Below are 16129 nucleotides of genomic sequence, written 5' to 3'. Positions count from 1 at the left end.
GCGCCGGCCGGTGATCGGGTTATCCTGCGAACGCCCGCTGGTCGCCGTGACCGGAAGGGAAGAGCGAGCACACGGGCAGGTGGGTGAGTGCTGGACCGGCGCGCGGAACGCGAGACCCTCGACCGGCTGCTGGACTCGGTCCGCGCCGGCAAGAGCCAGGTGCTCGTGCTGCGCGGCGAGGCAGGCGTCGGGAAGACGGTCCTGCTGGACCACCTCGTCGGCCAGGCCGCCGGGATCCGCGTCGCGCGGGCCGGGGGCGTCCAGTCCGAAATGGAGCTCGCGTTCGCCGGCCTGCACCAGCTGTGCGCGCCGATGCTCGACGGCGCCGAAGCCCTCCCGGACCCGCAGCGGGTGGCGCTGCGCACCGCGTTCGGCCTGAGTCCCGGCCCCGCGCCCGACCGGTTCCTCGTCGGCCTGGCCGTGCTGGGGCTGCTGGCCGAGGCGGCGCGGGACCGGCCGTTGCTGTGCGTGATCGACGACGCCCAGTGGCTCGACAGCGCTTCGGCGCAAGCTCTCGCCTTCGTCGCCCGCCGGCTGGTCGCCGAGTCGGTCGCGCTCGTGTTCGCCGTGCGGGAACCCGCCGCGGCCACGGAGCTGACGGGCGTCGCGCAACTCGTGGTCGAGGGGCTACCCGACGCGGCGGCGCGCGACCTGCTCGACTCAGTGCTGCGCCTGCCGGCCGACGACCGCGTGCGCGACCGGATCGTCGCCGAGACCCGCGGCAACCCGCTGGCACTGGTGGAGCTTTCGCGCGGGCTGAGCCCGAAGGAGCTGGCCGAGGGGTTCTCCCTGGCCGGAGCGACCACGATCCCGCGCCGCATCGAGCAGCGCTACCAGGCGCGGCTGGCCCAGCTCGACGCCGACACCACGCGCCTGCTGCTGATCGCCGCTCTCGAACCGCAGGGCGACCCCGTGACGCTGTGGCGCGCGGCCGGGCTCCTCGACATCGGCGCCGCGGCCGCGGAGCCCGCGCTGGCCGCCGGGCTGATCGAGATCGGCACCCACGTGCGCTTCCACCACCCGCTCGTGCGCTCGGCGATCTACCAGGCCGCGGCGCCGGGCGAACGGCGCCGGGCGCACTGGGCGCTCGCGCAGGTCACCGACCCCGAGACCGACCAGGACCGCCGTGCCTGGCACGCGGCCCAGGCCGCCGAAGCGCCGGCGGAGGAAGCGGCCGAGGAGCTCGGCCGGTCGGCGTGCCGGGCACAGTCCCGCGGCGGCATGGCGGCCGCCGCGGCGATGCTGGAACGCGCGGCCGAGCTGACGGCAGAGCCCCGGACCCGAGCCAAGCGCACGCTCGAGGCGGCCCACATCACGCACGTCGCCGGGTCGCCCGAGGAAGCGATGCGGCTGCTGTCGATCGCCGAGGCGGGCCCCCTCGACCGGCTCGAGAAGGCGCAGGCCGACCTGCTGCGCGGCCGGATCTCGATGACCGTCAACCGCGGCCGCGAGGCGCCGCCGCTGCTGTTCGCCGCGGCCCGCCAGCTCGAGGAGCTGGACGTGCGGCTGGCCCGCGAGACCTACCTCGACGCGCTGCTGGCCGGGATGTTCGCCGGCGTGACCGACGCCGACCTGCGTGAGGTGGCCGAAGCCGCCCGCGCCGCACCGCGGTCGCCGCAGCCGCCCGGCCCCGCGGATCTGCTCCTCGACGGTCTGGCGATCCGGTTCACCGACGGCTTCGCGCCCTCGCTGCCGATGCTGCGGCGGGCGTTGAGCGCGTTCCGCACGCCCGAGCTTTCGCTGAAAGAACTGCACTGGCTGTGGCTGGCCCACATCATGGCCGGGAACATGTGGGACGAGCAGACCCTCGACACCGCGCGGCACCTGCAGCTCGCGCGCGACAAGGGCGCGCTCAACACGTTGCCGCTCGCGCTCGCGTCGCACATCGGCGCCCACGTCTACGCGGGGGACCTGGTCACCGCGGCGCACCTGCGCGACGAGCTCGCCGAGGTGTCGCGCGCGACCGGCATCCCGGCGGCGACGTACGGGACGCTGCTGCTGGCCGCGTGGCGCGGCCGCGAGGACGAGGCCCGCGACGTGATCGCCCGCACCGAAGCCGAGGCGGTGCGGCGCGGCGAAGGGTTCGGGCTGCTGATCGTCGGCTCGGCCCGGGCGGTGCTGTGCAACAGCCTCGGCTTCTACGCGGAAGCGCTGGCTTCGAGCGAAGACGCGCGGCAGCGGCCGCCGGTGATGGGCGTGGAACCGTGGCTCGCGCTGGTGGAGCTGATCGAAGCCGCCACCCGGCTCGGCGAAACCGCGGCCGCAGAGGACGCGTTCGCCAAGCTCGTGGTGACCACCCGCGCCAGCGGCACCGACTGGGCGCTGGGCGTCGAGGCCCGCTCACGCGCGTTGCTGGCCACCGGCGAAGACGCCGAGAGCGCTTACCGCGAGGCCGTGGAACGCCTTTCCCGCACCCGCATCCGGGGCGAGTGCGCGCGGGCGCGCCTGCTGTACGGCGAATGGCTGCGCCGCCGGCGCCGTCGGGCCGACGCGCGGGAACAACTGCGCACCGCCCATGACATGTTCACCGAGATGGGCATGGAGGCGTTCGCCGAACGCGCGGGCCGCGAGCTGCGCGCGACCGGCGGCACCGCGCGCAAGCGTTCCGTGGAGACCGGCACGGAGCTCACCCCGCAGGAGGCCCAGATCGTGCGGATGGTGCGCGAGGGACTGTCCAACGCGGAGATCGGCGCGCGGCTGTTCCTCAGCCCGCGCACGGTGGAATGGCACCTGGGCCGGATCTACGACAAGCTCAACGTCACGTCCCGGCGCGGGCTTCAGACCTGAGCGGGCTCCTCCAGCGCCGCGAAGCCCGACACGTCCACGCAGGAGATGCCGCGTTTCTCCACGATGACCATCAGGACCGCGTCGCAGTGCCCGCAGCGGGCCACCACGCCCGGCGCGTCGCGGTAGACCCGCAACTGCGCCAGGACTTCGGTGGCGCCGCAGGACGCGCACGTTCCGCTGGCCGTGGTCATCTCGCCGCCGAACACCGCGTTGAGGGTGCCGGCGATGGCGTTGCCGTCGAAGGTCGTCATGGTGTCCCCGTTCCGCCGAAGCGTTCGGTCCGGATCCGCTCGGGCCGGTGGCCGAGGTCGACGAGCGTGTTCGCCACGGTCTCGACGAACCCGGTCGGCCCGCACACGTAGACCAGCGGTTCCCGGGCGGGCGGCAGGCCGGTCCGCGTGAGGAAGTCCCGGTCGATCGGCCCGCGCTCGCCCGGCCAGTCGCCCGGGTTTTCGCGAGTGAGTGTGACGCGGATGTCGATCCCGCCGCTTCCCCCGAGCCGGGTGAACTCGTCGGCGTAGATCAGGGTTTCCCGCGACCGCGCCGAATACAGCAGCCGCATCGGCACTGTGGCGCCCGCCGCGGCGTGGTGGCGCAGCATCGAGCGGAACGGCACCACACCGGAGCCGCCCGCGACGAGCAGCACCGGACTGTCGCACGTGGACTCCCACACGAAGTGCCCGCCGACGGGGCCGCGCAGCTCCACCTCGTCGCCGATCCGCAGCTCGTCGACGAGGTAGGGCGAGACCTCGCCGTCGTCGAGCCGCTCGACCGTGAGCACCACGGTGGGATCCTCGGGCGCCGAGGCGATCGAGTAGCTGCGCTCGGCCTGGTAACAGTCTTCGGCGGTGAGGCGGACATCGACGTGCTGGCCCGCGCGGTGGCCCGGCCAGTCCGGCAGGTCGAACGCGATGCTGCGGGTGTTCGAGGTCTCCGCGACGAGGCCGGTCACCGTGGCCTGCTGCCAGGTCAGTCGCCCGCGTACCGCTGTTCCCGCCATGGGTCTCCGTAGTCGTGGTAGCCGTAGCGCTCCCAGAAGCCGGGTTCGTTCCGCTCGCGCAGATCGAGGCCCCGCACCCACTTGGCGCTCTTCCAGAAGTAGAGGTGGGGCACGAGCAACCGCACCGGGCCACCGTGTTCGGGCTCCAGCGGGGCGCCGCCGAACTCGTAGACCAGCCAGGCCTTGCCGCCGGTCAGGTCGGCCAGTGGCAAGTTCGTGGTGTAACCGCCTTCGCTGAACGCGACCGCGTATCCCGCCTGGGTTTCCACGCCGTCGAGCAGAGTGTCGAGAGAGACGCCGGCCCACGAGGTGTCCAGCTTCGTCCACTTCGTGACGCAGTGGATGTCCACGGTGATCGACTCGGCCGGCAGCGCGCGCATCGCGTCCCACGTCCAGGTGACGGGGCGCTTCGCCGCGCCGCGCACGGTGAACGTCCACTCGCCCGCGACCACCTTCGGCGTCGGCCCGGCGGACAGCACCGGGAACCCCGGCGTCACGTACTGGCCCGGCGGCACCCGCGCCGGGTCGACTTCCGTGTGGCGTGTGCGGTGGAAGTTGCGGGTGAACGCCATCAGGTGCACCTCCCGTGCCCGGCTGCTCCGGGTTTCGTGCCGTGGAGCGTTTCCCGCCCGGGCTGCGGTTCGCGTCGGGGAACTCCCGCGTCGTCCCACCGGCCCGGGTACGACCGGGGTCGCACGCCCGGGCTCCTACCGATGCGACCGCGGCCTGGGCCGGGGCACCCTGGCGGACCAGGGAGCAGTCGGGGAGGAGTGAAGGGGTGACCGGCACGATCGGCTCACGGGCCGGCCTGCGGGTGGTGGTCACGGGGGTGCTCGAGGTCCGCGCGGCGCAAGACGGGCGGCTCGACCTGGCCGTCGTCCTCGACGGCTCGGGGGACTGCGTCGCGCTCGAGTTCCCCACGGACCACACCGCGCTGACCCGGGCCAGCATCCTGCGCCCGGTGATCGCCTCCGGCCGGCTGCGCCAGTGCGGGAAGCGGTGGATCCTGGACGTGGAGTGGCTGCGTCCGGCGCGCGTGCGCTGACCGCTGCCGGGCGTGCAGGACGACCGCCGTGGACGGACGGCCACCTGTTCAGAGTTCCGTTGCGGCTTCCCGCAAGTACGCCTCGAGCCGTCTGATCGGCGCGGTCACTCCCCGGGTGTCGAGCCGGCAGGTGTAGAGGCGACGGACGAGGGTGGGCTGCCGCATCGGGAGCGCCACCACGCTGGGGGGAGCGTCCAGCAGCAACAACCGCGGCAGCAGCGCGACGCCGAGGCCTGCCGCCACGAGATTGAGCGCGGTCCGGAAGTCCATGCCGTCGAAGTCCAGCCGGTGTCCGCTTCCCCGGGCGCCGGCGACGGATGACGTTGCCAGGTCGCGGAAGTCGACCGCGGTGTTGATCCACGCGTCCGACGGCAGGTCGGCCGGGGTGACCCGGTCGGCTCCGGCCAGGGGATGACCGGTGGGAAGGACGACCATGATCGGATCGTCCACGAGGTGCTCTTGCCTGAGCCCGGCCGGCGCCGGCTCGGGCGCGTGCTCGTAGTCGAAGGTGATGGCCAGGTCGATCTCACCCCGGAACAGCAGCGCGTGCGTTTCGCGCTGCTCGAGTTCGCGGAGCGTGATGTGCACCGCCGGACGGCTCGCACGCAGGCGCGCGAGCGCGGGAGGGACGATCGAGGCGGCCGCGGAGATGAACGCGCCGAGCCGCACCTCGCCGACCGTTCCCTCCGCCAGCGCCGCGAGTTCGGTGGCGGCGTGGCTCATCGACGCGCTGATGGCGGCCTCGGTGTCGAGCAGGACTTTCCCGGCCTCGGTCGCCCGGACGGGACGCCGGACCACGACTCGCGCACCGATCCGTCGTTCCAGTTCCGCGACCTGCTGCGAGACCGCGGACTGGGTGTAGCCCAGCTCGTCGGCGGCCGCCGCGAACGAGCCGAGCCGCACGACGGTCGCCAGGGTCACCAGATGCCGCGGATCGAACAGCCAAGACATGAAAATAAGAGTAGCTTATCGGTCGAACAGATATCATCGTTTGTGCTAATCGCCAGTCGTGGTTGACGCTGGACGCATGGATTTCACGCACTTCGACACCACCATCGACAAGCTCCCCCGACGCCGCGTCGGGTTCTACCCCACTCCGTTCCACGCCTTGCCCAACCTGTCCGCGGCGTATGGCATCAACTTCTTCCTGAAACGCGAGGACCTGGCCGGCCCCAGTGCGATCAGCGGAAGCAAGCTGCGCCTGGCCGAGTTCATTCTCGGGCGCGCCCTCGAAGACGGGGTGACGCACGTGATCACCCAGGGCGCGTACCTGACCAACTCGGGGCTTCAGTTCGCCGCCGCCTGCCTGAGCGCAAAAATCACGCCGATCCTGGTCCTGACGCGGAACGTGTCCCGGCAGGGTGAACTGCGCGAGTTCCGCGGCAACTACCTGCTCAACAAGACGATGGGAGTCGAAACCCACGTCATCAACGTCACCGGCAACGAATGGCACTCGCCGAAGGAGGCCGCGCGGATCACCGACGCCATCGCGGTGCGCAAGGCCGAACTCGAGGCGCAGGGGCACAAGGTTCTCGTCGTCGGAACCGGCGGGGCACACCCCGACGGCTTCATCGCGCACGCCTTGACCTTCCGGGAGATGCTCGAACAGTCCGGCGCCGCGGGGGTCGAGCTCGACTTCGTCTACCACACGATCGGTACCGGGACGGCGTTGCCGGGGATGCTGGCCGCCAAGCTGAGCCTCGGCCACCCGGTGAAGTTCCGGTCGATCTCCATCCAGAGGGTCAACGACGAAGACCGGGTGAACCCCGGCGTGATCGTCGAACGGACCAAGGCGGTTCTGGCCACCTTGGGCGCACCCGTTCCCGACGACGCGACGATCCGCGCCGAGATCGACATCGACCAGCGCTTCATCGGCGAGGAGTACGCCGTCGCGTCCCCCGAAAGCACCGCGGCCATCCGCGAGCTGGCCCGAGCGGAGGGCGTCTTCGTCGGCCCCGTCTACACCGGCAAGGGGCTCGCGGGATTGCTCGACCACGCCCGCAGCGGGCGGATCCCCGCCGGCAGCAACGTCGCGTTCCTGCACACCGGGGACACCGGCAACCTGTTCGAAATCCCCCAGGTCGTCGGCCACATCGCCGACTGAGCCGCAGCGCCCGATGGTCTGGACCACGATGTTGTCGGACACACCCTGGTCGTCGTCGTGCCGTTTCTCGCCTCGTGCCGGCGGGCCGAAACCGCGGGAAAACCGTGCCCCACCAGGGCAATGCGCCGTGAACCGGCAGACCTCGCCGATCCGGGAGACACTCGTACGCGGCCGCTGAACGGAGGGCGGCCGGAAGGTGGATCCATGGTGGAGGGCAAGGCCGGCGACGTCCAGGTCGTCGAGCCCGCGGTGATCAACCGGGCGGTCGGCGCGGCCGCGATCGGCAACATCACCGAGTGGTACGACTTCGGCGTCTACGGGTACCTGGCGACGACCATCCAGAAGGTGTTCTTCACGGACCTGCCGGCTTCGGCCGGGCAGATCGCGACGTTCGGGGTGTTCGCGGTCTCGTTCCTGATCCGCCCGTTCGGCGGGCTGATCTTCGGGCCGCTGGGGGACCGGATCGGGCGGAAGAAGGTCCTCTCGCTCACGGTGATCCTCATGGCGCTGGGCACGTTCGCCCTCGGCGTGATCCCGAGCTACGGCGCCATCGGCCTCGCCGCGCCCCTGCTCGTGCTGCTCGCCCGGCTGGTGCAGGGCATCTCGACCGGTGGCGAGTACGGCAACGCCATGACGTTCATCGCCGAGTACGCGCCGGACCGCCGGCGCGGGTTCTTCGGCAGCTGGCTGGAGTTCGGCACGCTGACCGGTTACGCGTTCGGCGCCACGATCGCGACCGTGCTCAGCGCGGTCCTGTCCGACCAGGCGTTGCTCACGTGGGGGTGGCGCATCCCGTTCCTGCTCGCGCTGCCGCTCGGCGCCGTCGGGCTGTACCTGCGGCAACGGCTGGAGGAGTCGCCCGCGTTCGCGCAGCTGCAGGAGAACGAGAAGCAGAACGAGCGCGTGCAGTCGCTGGGCGGCGAGCTGCGCGCGGTGTTCACGAAGTACTGGCCCGCGATGCTGCTGTGCGCCGGGCTCGTGCTGACGTGGAACGTCGCGAACTACATGCTCACCAGCTACATGCCGACCTACCTGACTGAAACGCTGCCCGAGCAGCACACCGGCGTCGGCAAGACGGCGTCGGAGATCCTGCAGATCGTGGTGCTCGTGCTGCTGATGGTGGTGATCACGTTCGTCGGGCGGCTCTCGGACAAGGTGGGCCGGCGGCCGGTGATCCTGGCCGGCTGCCTCGGGCTCGTGGTGCTGTCGCTGCCCGCCGTGCTGCTGGTCCGCGCGGGCGGCAGCACCTCGACGTTCTTCGGTCTGCTGGTGATGGGACTCGTGCTGGTGCTGTTCTCGGCGATCCTGCCGTCGACGCTGCCGGCGCTGTTCCCGACGAACGTCCGCGCCGGCGGGCTGTCGATCGCGTTCAACCTTTCGGTGTCCCTGTTCGGCGGCACCACGGCGACGGTGATGAGCGCGCTCGTCTCGGGCACGGGAGACCTCGACTGGCCGGCGTACTACCTGATGATCGCCGGTGTGATCGGCGGCATCTGCGTGTTCTTCATGCGGGAGTCGGCGCGCAAGCCCCTGCCGGGATCGCCGGCACGGGAGGGCTGACTGGCGCGAGGCGTCACTCGTCCGGGCACACTCGGTCACGCCCGAACCGCGCCGATGGGCCATGGTGGTCGCATGGACAACACTTTCGAAGGCCGCCTGCTCGTCGGGGCGACCGGTTCGGCCGCGGTCGCGACGCTGCCGATGTACCTCGGCGCGCTGCGGACGGTCCTGCGCGGCCCGATCACCGTGCTCATGACGCACACCGCCGCGACTTTCCTGCCCGCGCACACCGTCGGCCTGTTCGCCGACCGCGTGGTGACCGGCGAGGAGGCGGCGACGTGGCCGGCCGAGAACCACGCGACGCTCGCGGCCGGGCACGACCTCACGGTGATCCTCCCGGCCAGCGCGCACACGCTCTCGACGGTCGCCGCCGGTGCCGCGCCGAACATGCTCGCCACGACCGTGCTGGCCACCACGCACCCCGTCGCGTTCTTCCCGGTGATGACGGGGGAGATGTGGGCGAAGGCCGCGGTGCAGCGCAACGTGGCCCAGCTGCGCGAAGACGGCTACCACGTGTACGACCCGGCATCCGGCCCGCGCTACGACGTGGCGGCCGGCGCGTTCGTCGAGAGCCCGCAGCCCCCGCCGCCGCCCCGGTTCCTGGAGATCGTGCGCGAGCTGATGGGCTGAGCCTCAGGGCCGGTTCGCCCGGTAGGTCCCCGGTGTCGTGCCCTCGACGGCGCGGAACGCCCGGTGCAGCTGGGCCGCGCCGCCGAAGCCGGACTGCGCGGCGATCGCGGCCAGCGGCAGGTCCGGCCGGTCCCGCAGCAGCCGCCGGGCGCGGGCCACGCGCAGGCGGCGGATCAACGCGGTGAGCGGCTCGCCGTCGTCGGCCAGCGCCCGGAACACCGACCGGCGCGAGAGTCCGCACCCCGCGGCCACGGCGCCGGCGTCGAGCGCCGGGTCGGCCAGGTGCTGCCGGACGAACCGGTGGATCCGTTGCCGCGACAGCGAAGCCGACGTCGGGGTGGTGCCGCGGGCGGCCCAGTCGAGGGCCGTTTCCAGCAGGCCGATCGCGTGCGGCAGCAAGGCGGCGGCCACCTCCGGTTCTTCGCGCTGCTGCCGGGCCAGGCCGGCCAGGAACTCGGCGACGAGCCCGCCGGGCCCGCGCCCGTCCAGCTCGACGGCCGTGCCGCCCGCCGCGACCCGGGCGGGCAGCAGCGTCCGCGGCACCCGCAGGATGACCTGGGAGAACGCGCCGGCGAACTCCAGCCGGTAGGGCCGCGTGCTGTCCAGCACCGTCATCGTGCCCGGCTCCAGCGTGGCCGTCCGGCCGTCCTGCTGCGCCAGGGAGCGCCCGCCCGTTTGCACGTTGACCAGCAGGTACTCGTCCGGGTCGCGGGCGATCAGCCGCTTCGTGCGCGCCACTTCCTGCGGGCCGGACGCGACCGTCGACAGCCCGACGCCGTCGACGGTGGCGTGCGAGAGCCGGCCCGTGAACGGCGCCTCGCCGGTCGCGCGGGCCGCGACCTGCACGAGGTGTCGCAGATGACGTCGGACCAGTACCCGAACGCATCGGGCGCGGCGACGTCCTCTGTGGACCAGGACGAGGGTGCTGCCACCGTTCGATGGTGACACAGCGCGACCTTCAGCGTTCGGTGATGCTCGCCGCCCGGTCGAGGTGCAGCACGAGGTCGGCTTCCGGCAGCGCTTCGTGCGCCGCCCGCTCGTCGGCCGGGGCGAGGCCCGACAGCTCGATGCGCAGCGCGCCGAGCCGGCGAAGGCGCACGAGGTCCCGCGCCGGGGTCGCGGCGGTGAGGACGAGGGCGCGCAGCTCCGGCAGCGCGGCCAGCTCGTCGACCTCCGCGACGGAGGGAATGCCGGCCGCGGCGACGGTGTGCACGCCGGCGAGGCGGGTGATGCCGGTCAGGTCACGTTGGTCCGCGCCCATGTCGACCACGAGCTCGCCGACGCGCAGGCCCTCGGGCAGCACGTCCAGGCCGTCGACGAGCTTGCGGTGGCGCACCGACAACCGCGGCAGGTAAGTGCCCTCGACCGACGCCAGCGCCTTGATCGCGTCGAGGGTGCCGGCGTGCAGCCGCAGGTCGGTGAGGTGCATGCGCGACAGCGCCGACAGGTCGGTCAGCGCGCTGCCGAACCCGGTGATCCACAGCGAACGCAGCGCGCGGCACGCGACGAGCCCTTCGAGGTCGTGCACGACGTCGTTGGACTTGATCTCGAGGTGGCGCAGGGCGGGCAGCCGGGTGAGCGGGTGCAGCCCGAGGGCCGGGTCGTCGAGCGTCACGTCGCCGACGAGCTGGATGGCCGTGAGCGTGTGCAGGTGGCGCAGCCGGCGCAGCACGTCCCAGCGGTGCACCTCCAGCACGAAGTCGCCGAAGTCCACAGTGGACAGCAAGGTGGCGGCGTACTCCTCGGAGTACTCGTTGTGGCGCCATGCCCGCAGCAGCTCGTCGATCACCGAGCCCCGGTGCGTGCGGCTGAACGCCTGGATCTTCTCGAACGACTCCTCGCCGCCGATCAGCGCGAGCGTGCGGATCACCCGCGCGGCCACCAGATCCGCGTCGGTGCTCGCGTGCCGGGTGATCTCGGCCGGCCCGGGGAGCAGGTCGATCACGAACGAGCCGGCCTTGGCCAGTAGCTCCGCCTGGTCGAACCCGGCCGGCGGGATGAGCCCGCGCACGGCGGCCAGCACGTCGGTGCGCACCTGCTCGGGCTCGATCATGTCGACCTAGCTCATCGCCGCCGCGGCCAGCAGCGACAGCCGGTCGGCCACTTCGCGGTTGCCTCGCTTGCGCGCCCGTTCCAACAGCCGGGCCAGCAGGTCGCCGGCCTCCCGGGCGCGGGCCTGGGCGGCGACCATGAACACGACCTCGTTGAGCGCGTCGTCGTGCGCGTGCTCCACGAGGTAGCCGAGCTCGCCGGACTTCACGAACTCGCCCGCCGCGAGGAAGTCGCGGAACGTGCGGTGCACGAACGCGATCCGCCCGTCGACGTGGTTCTGCCGCAGCACGCCGCTGCGCTCCAGCAGGTGCCGCAGCACCAGGTCGGGCTCGATGCCCTGCGAGCGCAGCCCGGACATGGCGCGGCCGAAGCGCTTGCGCGCGTCTTCGGGGTGTACGAGCAGCTCGGCGTTGCGGACCATCGGCGCGGCGAACCGCTCCGGAGGATGATCTTCTCCTTGTCCGACATCTTCAGCTCGTCCTCGACCTGCACCCCGCGCCGGGTGTCCCACTCGCCGAGCAGCAGCTTCAGCGCCTTGTCGAGCAGGTCCTTGCGGCTCTGCGGGAGGTACATGTTCTCCCGCCGGTAGAGCGCGCACAGCAGGGAGCACAGCAGCGGGCTCGAGACCAGCCCGCGCACGTCCGGGCGGGTCGCGAGCGCGTCTCCGAGGCGTTGCTCGCAGCCGGCGAGCCAGGAGCGCTGCAGCTCGTCGTGCTCCATCGCCCGGGCGGCGCTGAACCAGTTGCCGATGAGCTCCCGCATGCCCCGCCCGCTCAGCGGAAGCAGCTCATACGCGGGGAAGGGCTCGCCGGCGATCGGCCACCCCGGGTCGACGACGGCGGGGCGGGTACTCACGACGTAGCGCGCTTCGGGGTAACCGCGCAGCAGGCCTTCGAGCCAGCGGCGCACCTCCTCCCGGCGCGGCTGCAGGACCTCGTCCACGCCGTCGACGAGCACCATCGCGCGGCCGGACCGCAGCAGCTCGCTGACCCACCGGGCGGGTTTCTCGCCGGCCAGCGCAGGGGCCGTGACGCGCACGAGGTCTTCGGGCTGCGGTAGGCCGCGGTCGGCGAACTCGCGCAGCGGCACGAAAAACGGCACGACGCCGCGCCAGGGGTCTTCGCTTTCGCCGTCGCCGGTGAACTCGGCGGTGGCCGCCGTGTAGGCCAGCCACTGCAGCAGCGTCGTCTTCCCCGCCCCCGCGCCGCCGACCAGCAGGACCCGGCGTTCGGCGGCCAGCGCGTGGGCGGTGTTGGTGCCCGCGCCGGTCAGCGCCGAGCCCGCGGCCGTCCCGCCCTGGCGGGTGACCGACGGCGCCGCGTAGTACTGCGAGAACGAGTGGCGCACGGGGGCGCGCCCGTGGCCGACCTGGAACAGCTCGAACGTGGCGTAGTCCGTCGCGAGGTAGGACAGGTAGTGCTGCTCGAAGGCTTCGGCGCGGTCGCGGGTGCGCCGGTCCTCCTGGCCCTGCAGGTCGGCGACGGCGCGGCGGATCTTCAGCACGTCGCCGGCCATCCCGGCCTGCACGGCGCGCATCACCTCGTCGACGGCCCGCGCGCGGCGGGCGACGCGCCGGCAGCACTCGTCGATCAGGCGGTGGAACGCCGCGGTGCCGTCGGAGCCCAGGGCGGCGGCGTCGAGCGCGGGGCCGCCGGCGGCGCGGACGCGGGCTTGCAGGCGGTCTTCGTCGACGAGCACGGCGGGGTTGGTGCGCACGAGCCCGCCCACGTCGGCGGCGTCGAGGGCGACCGCCACCGCGTCGAGCGCGGCCTGGCAGTCGCCGTCGGGCACGGCCGGGAACTCGACCCGCCGCAGCTCGGCCAGGTCCTCTTCGGCCGCGACCAGCTGCCGGTGGGGATCGCCGAGGGCGCGCGCCCGGCGGCCGGCCGTGAGCTTGTCGGCGCCGCGCTCGACCGCCCACTGGTAGAGCGCGGAGAAGGTGGCACCCAGCGTGGCCACCAGTGCGGAGGAGAGCGGATCTACGACGGACACCCCCAGTGTGCGTTCCGGGTTCAGGTTACCGGCCGGGGCGACCCGCGGCGAGGACGTGAGCCGCACCGCGTGCGGGAATCAATCGAGGCCCGCGTACGCTTCCACGGGCGTGAAGAAGATTGGTTTCCTCTCGTTCGGCCACTGGTCGGACACCCCGCACTCCGAGACCCGGTCGGCGAAGGACTTCCTGCACCAGTCCATCGACCTGGCGGTGGCGGCCGAGGAGCTCGGTGTGGACGGCGCCTACTTCCGCGTGCACCACTTCGCGCGGCAGGCCGGCAGCCCGTTTCCGCTGCTCTCGGCCATCGGCGCCCGCACCTCGAAGATCGAGATCGGCACCGGCGTGATCGACATGCGTTACGAGAACCCGCTGTACATGGCGGAGGACGCCGGCGCGGCCGACCTCATCTCCAGCGGCAGGCTTCAGCTCGGCATCAGCCGGGGATCCCCCGAGCAGGTGATCGACGGCTGGCGCTACTTCGGCTTCGCCCCCGCCGAGGGCGAGACCGACGCGGACATGGCCCGCCAGCACGCCGAGGTCTTCCTGAAGGTCATCGAGGGCGAAGGCTTCGCCCAGCCGAACCCGCGCCCGATGTTCGCCAACCCGCCCGGCCTGCTGCGGGTCGAACCGCACTCGCCCGGCCTGCGCGAGCGCATCTGGTGGGGCTCCGGCTCCAACGCGACCGGCGTGTGGGCCGCGAAGCTCGGCATGAACCTGCAGAGCTCCACCCTCAAGGACGACGAGACGGGCGAGCCCCTGCACGTCCAGCAGCGCAAGCAGATCGAGGCCTACCGCGAGGCGTGGAAGGAGGCCGGCCACGAGCGCGAACCACGCGTGTCGGTCAGCCGCAGCATCTTCGCCCTCACCAACGACCTCGACCGCGCCTACTTCGGCCGCGACCGCAACTCGCGCGACCAGGTCGGCATGATCGACGAGAACACGCGCGCGATCTTCGGCCGCTCCTACGCGGCCGAGCCCGACGAGCTCGTGCGGCAGCTCAAGGAGGACGAGGCCGTCGAGGCCGCCGACACCCTGCTGCTGACGATCCCGAACCAGCTCGGGGTGGAGTACAACGCCCACGTGCTGGAGAGCATCCTGACGCACGTGGCTCCCGAGCTCGGCTGGCGCTGAGTTCTCCGCGCGGGCTCGGCCGGTCGGCCGGGCCCGCGCTGTCACGTGGTCCTCAGGTTTCGTGCACCACCCGCCCGCCGACGACGGTCATGGTCACGCCCAGGTCCTTGATCGCGCCGGGGTCGGTGGTCAGGGGGTCGGCGTCGAGGACGACGAGGTCGGCGAGTTTGCCGGGGTCGAGAGTGCCGAGGGTGTGCTCGGCGAACTGCGTCTGCGCGCTGCCGAGGGTGTAGAGGTGCAGGGCCTCGCGGGCGGTGATGGCCTGTTCGGGCCCGAGGACGTCGCCCTTGAGGGTCTCGCGGGTGACCATCCAGCCGAGTGACCACAGGGGGCTGGGCGGGACCACCGGGGCGTCGGTGCCGCCGCCGGCGAGCAGGCCCGCGTCGAGGATGTCGCGGATGGGCACGGCGCGGGAGCCGCGTTCGGCGCCCCACCACTTGACCTGGTTGGCGCCGAGCAGCACGGGGTGGTCCTGCACGCTCGCGAGCAGGCCCATCTTCCGCATGTGCGCGAGGTTCGGGCCGCTGGGCAGGAACAGGTGCATCAGGACCCAGCGCAGGTGCGCGAGCGACGTGTCGCGGTGCACGGTGGCGAGGACGTCGACGATGAAGTCCATCGCCGCGTCGCCGACGACATGGGTCTGCACCTGGAAGCCGTGGCGCGCGGCGCGGCGGTACATCTCGGTCAGCTCGTCCCGGCCGCCGGGCGGAAGCAGCTGCACGCCGTGGTAGTCCGGGCTGGTCTGCTCGCCGGGCACCAGCTGGTACGGGTCGCGCAGGAAGCCGCCTTCGACGCCGCCGTCGGAGAGGTACTTGAGGCCGTCGAAGCGGAGCATGTCGTCGCCGGTGCGCGGCTTGAAGGCCGCCACGGCCGCGTCGACGTCCGCGAGCGCGGCAATCCGCCACAGCAGGTGCGCGCGCGTGGTCATCTCGCCGTCGTGCCACAGGCGTGTGTAGATCTCGATCTGCGAAGGGTCCAGCCCCGGCTCGGTGACGCCGGTGATGCCCAGCGCGTTGTGCTCGGCCATCTGGTCGCGCAACTGCCGGCGCTGCTGGTCGGCGGACGGCGGGGCCGGCAACACCGGCGTCACGAGCGAACGCGCGCGTTCCAGCAGCACGCCCGTGGGCTCGCCGTTCGCGTCGCGGACGATGACGCCGCCCGTCGGATCGGGGGTGTCACGCGTGATGCCGGCGAGTTCCAGCGCTTTGCTGTTCACGGTGGCGACGTGGCCGCCGCGCGGGATGAACACCGGGTTCTCGGGCGACACCGGGTCGAGCTCGGCCCGCGCGGGCAGCCGGCCTTCGGCGAGCAGGCTCTCGTGCCAGCCCGACCGCGCCTGCACCCACGCGCCGGCTGCGCTCGCGGCGACCCGGGTGCCGATGGCCGCGACGACGTCGGCGATGCTGCGCGCTTCCAGCAGCGACACGTTGGGCCGGTCGAGCGCCGAGGTGAACTGGTGCAGGTGGCTGTCGATCAGCCCCGGCACCACCGCGCGACCTTTGAGGTCCACGGTCCGCGTGTGCCGCCCGCCCAGGCGCCGGATCCGATCCGACGGGCCGGCCGCGAGCACCCTGCCCCCGCGGATCGCGATCGCCTGCGTGGTGCGCCCGTGCAGCGCCGCGGTCACGACGTGTCCATTGTGGAGGATCAGGTCGGCCTCGGCGTCCGCGTGGGTCGCGGCTTCCGCGGGCGTCCCGAGCATCATCGGCGTCACGGCCAGCCCGGCCGCCGCGGCGAACAACGTCCGCCTCGAGATCGCGGAGCTTTCCCGCGGTTCGGAACCACACAGCTGGCACATGCCTTCACCTTCCGGGACGGGAGAACGGA

At 72.5% G+C, this 16129-nt stretch carries 15 protein-coding genes; 6 read left to right on the top strand and 9 right to left on the bottom strand.

The features are described from left to right. The first annotated feature begins 87 nt into the window (after window positions 1–87). Window positions 88–2787, top strand: coding sequence for an AAA family ATPase (locus ACFY1H_RS44390; protein ID WP_386956102.1), 2700 nt, complete (start codon window positions 88–90; stop codon window positions 2785–2787). Here the strand turns inward: ACFY1H_RS44390 and ACFY1H_RS44385 are convergent. The 3 genes from ACFY1H_RS44385 to ACFY1H_RS44375 are packed head-to-tail and all read right to left on the bottom strand — an operon-like array spanning window position 2778 to window position 4359. Continuing rightward, window positions 2778–3038, bottom strand: a complete 261-nt coding sequence (locus tag ACFY1H_RS44385; RefSeq protein WP_366589512.1) for a DUF6510 family protein — start codon at window positions 3036–3038, stop codon at window positions 2778–2780. The genes ACFY1H_RS44390 and ACFY1H_RS44385 overlap by 10 nt on opposite strands. Beyond that, complete coding sequence (locus tag ACFY1H_RS44380; protein ID WP_386956101.1) at window positions 3035–3787, bottom strand: ferredoxin reductase; 753 nt, start codon at window positions 3785–3787, stop codon at window positions 3035–3037. The genes ACFY1H_RS44385 and ACFY1H_RS44380 overlap by 4 nt, the downstream gene beginning before the upstream one ends. Next, on the bottom strand, window positions 3757–4359 hold the full coding sequence (locus ACFY1H_RS44375) for a sulfite oxidase-like oxidoreductase (RefSeq protein WP_386956100.1): 603 nt from the start codon (window positions 4357–4359) through the stop codon (window positions 3757–3759). The genes ACFY1H_RS44380 and ACFY1H_RS44375 overlap by 31 nt, the downstream gene beginning before the upstream one ends. A gap of 206 nt (window positions 4360–4565) precedes the next feature. Between ACFY1H_RS44375 and ACFY1H_RS44370 the strand changes: the two genes are divergently transcribed. Next, window positions 4566–4832, top strand: coding sequence for a hypothetical protein (locus ACFY1H_RS44370; RefSeq protein WP_366589520.1), 267 nt, complete (start codon window positions 4566–4568; stop codon window positions 4830–4832). A gap of 48 nt (window positions 4833–4880) precedes the next feature. On the opposite strand, the gene ACFY1H_RS44365 is transcribed toward ACFY1H_RS44370, so the two are convergent. After that, window positions 4881–5783 (bottom strand): LysR family transcriptional regulator, encoded by a 903-nt coding sequence (locus tag ACFY1H_RS44365; RefSeq protein ID WP_386956099.1) that lies wholly within the window; start codon window positions 5781–5783, stop codon window positions 4881–4883. Window positions 5784–5859: 76 nt separating this feature from the next. Here ACFY1H_RS44365 and ACFY1H_RS44360 point away from each other — a divergent pair, with 76 nt between their 5' ends. The 3 genes from ACFY1H_RS44360 (at window position 5860) to ACFY1H_RS44350 (ending at window position 9126) form a co-directional block, all read left to right on the top strand. Beyond that, window positions 5860–6936, top strand: a complete 1077-nt coding sequence (locus ACFY1H_RS44360; RefSeq protein WP_386956097.1) for a 1-aminocyclopropane-1-carboxylate deaminase/D-cysteine desulfhydrase — start codon at window positions 5860–5862, stop codon at window positions 6934–6936. Window positions 6937–7140: 204 nt separating this feature from the next. Beyond that, window positions 7141–8496, top strand: a complete 1356-nt coding sequence (locus tag ACFY1H_RS44355; RefSeq protein ID WP_386956095.1) for an MFS transporter — start codon at window positions 7141–7143, stop codon at window positions 8494–8496. A gap of 72 nt (window positions 8497–8568) precedes the next feature. Then, a complete protein-coding gene (locus ACFY1H_RS44350; protein WP_386956094.1) occupies window positions 8569–9126 on the top strand; it encodes a flavoprotein in 558 nt (185 codons plus the stop codon). A 3-nt stretch (window positions 9127–9129) separates the two neighbouring features. On the opposite strand, the gene ACFY1H_RS44345 is transcribed toward ACFY1H_RS44350, so the two are convergent. The 4 genes from ACFY1H_RS44345 to ACFY1H_RS44330 all read right to left on the bottom strand — a co-directional run bounded on the left by ACFY1H_RS44345 (window position 9130) and on the right by ACFY1H_RS44330 (window position 13170). Beyond that, the gene (locus tag ACFY1H_RS44345; protein WP_386956092.1) at window positions 9130–9972 is read right to left on the bottom strand and encodes a helix-turn-helix domain-containing protein; all 843 of its coding nucleotides are present in this window, start codon (window positions 9970–9972) and stop codon (window positions 9130–9132) included. A gap of 112 nt (window positions 9973–10084) precedes the next feature. Beyond that, window positions 10085–11179: a hypothetical protein gene (locus ACFY1H_RS44340; RefSeq protein ID WP_366589533.1), complete on the bottom strand. Its 1095-nt coding sequence runs from the start codon at window positions 11177–11179 to the stop codon at window positions 10085–10087. A gap of 6 nt (window positions 11180–11185) precedes the next feature. Continuing rightward, on the bottom strand, window positions 11186–11428 hold the full coding sequence (locus ACFY1H_RS44335) for a hypothetical protein (protein WP_366589535.1): 243 nt from the start codon (window positions 11426–11428) through the stop codon (window positions 11186–11188). Further along, window positions 11383–13170 (bottom strand): NACHT domain-containing protein, encoded by a 1788-nt coding sequence (locus ACFY1H_RS44330; protein WP_386956091.1) that lies wholly within the window; start codon window positions 13168–13170, stop codon window positions 11383–11385. Before ACFY1H_RS44330 ends, ACFY1H_RS44335 begins: the two co-directional genes overlap by 46 nt. Window positions 13171–13279: 109 nt before the next feature. Between ACFY1H_RS44330 and ACFY1H_RS44325 the strand changes: the two genes are divergently transcribed. After that, a complete protein-coding gene (locus ACFY1H_RS44325) occupies window positions 13280–14302 on the top strand; it encodes an LLM class flavin-dependent oxidoreductase (protein ID WP_386956090.1) in 1023 nt (340 codons plus the stop codon). Between the two features lie 52 nt (window positions 14303–14354). Here the strand turns inward: ACFY1H_RS44325 and ACFY1H_RS44320 are convergent. Then, window positions 14355–16129: amidohydrolase (locus ACFY1H_RS44320; protein ID WP_386956089.1), on the bottom strand; the 1775-nt coding region annotated here is incomplete at its 5' end.

Origin of the sequence: Amycolatopsis sp. NPDC001319 (assembly GCF_042896185.1) — a bacterium.
Taxonomy (GTDB): domain Bacteria; phylum Actinomycetota; class Actinomycetes; order Mycobacteriales; family Pseudonocardiaceae; genus Amycolatopsis.
Note: the sequence above shows the minus strand (reverse complement) of the source record. Positions and strands in the feature narration are given on the sequence as shown.

Excerpts from the sequence above, each read along its gene's own strand:
- ACFY1H_RS44375 (WP_386956100.1), bottom strand. The coding sequence starts at position 4,359 with ATGGCGTTCACCCGCAACTTCCACCGCACACGCCACACGGAAGTCGAC.
- ACFY1H_RS44385 (WP_366589512.1), bottom strand. The coding sequence starts at position 3,038 with ATGACGACCTTCGACGGCAACGCCATCGCCGGCACCCTCAACGCGGTG.
- ACFY1H_RS44360 (WP_386956097.1), top strand. The coding sequence starts at position 5,860 with ATGGATTTCACGCACTTCGACACCACCATCGACAAGCTCCCCCGACGC.
- ACFY1H_RS44355 (WP_386956095.1), top strand. The coding sequence starts at position 7,141 with ATGGTGGAGGGCAAGGCCGGCGACGTCCAGGTCGTCGAGCCCGCGGTG.
- ACFY1H_RS44350 (WP_386956094.1), top strand. The coding sequence starts at position 8,569 with ATGGACAACACTTTCGAAGGCCGCCTGCTCGTCGGGGCGACCGGTTCG.
- ACFY1H_RS44365 (WP_386956099.1), bottom strand. The coding sequence starts at position 5,783 with ATGTCTTGGCTGTTCGATCCGCGGCATCTGGTGACCCTGGCGACCGTC.
- ACFY1H_RS44340 (WP_366589533.1), bottom strand. The coding sequence starts at position 11,179 with ATGATCGAGCCCGAGCAGGTGCGCACCGACGTGCTGGCCGCCGTGCGC.
- ACFY1H_RS44380 (WP_386956101.1), bottom strand. The coding sequence starts at position 3,787 with ATGGCGGGAACAGCGGTACGCGGGCGACTGACCTGGCAGCAGGCCACG.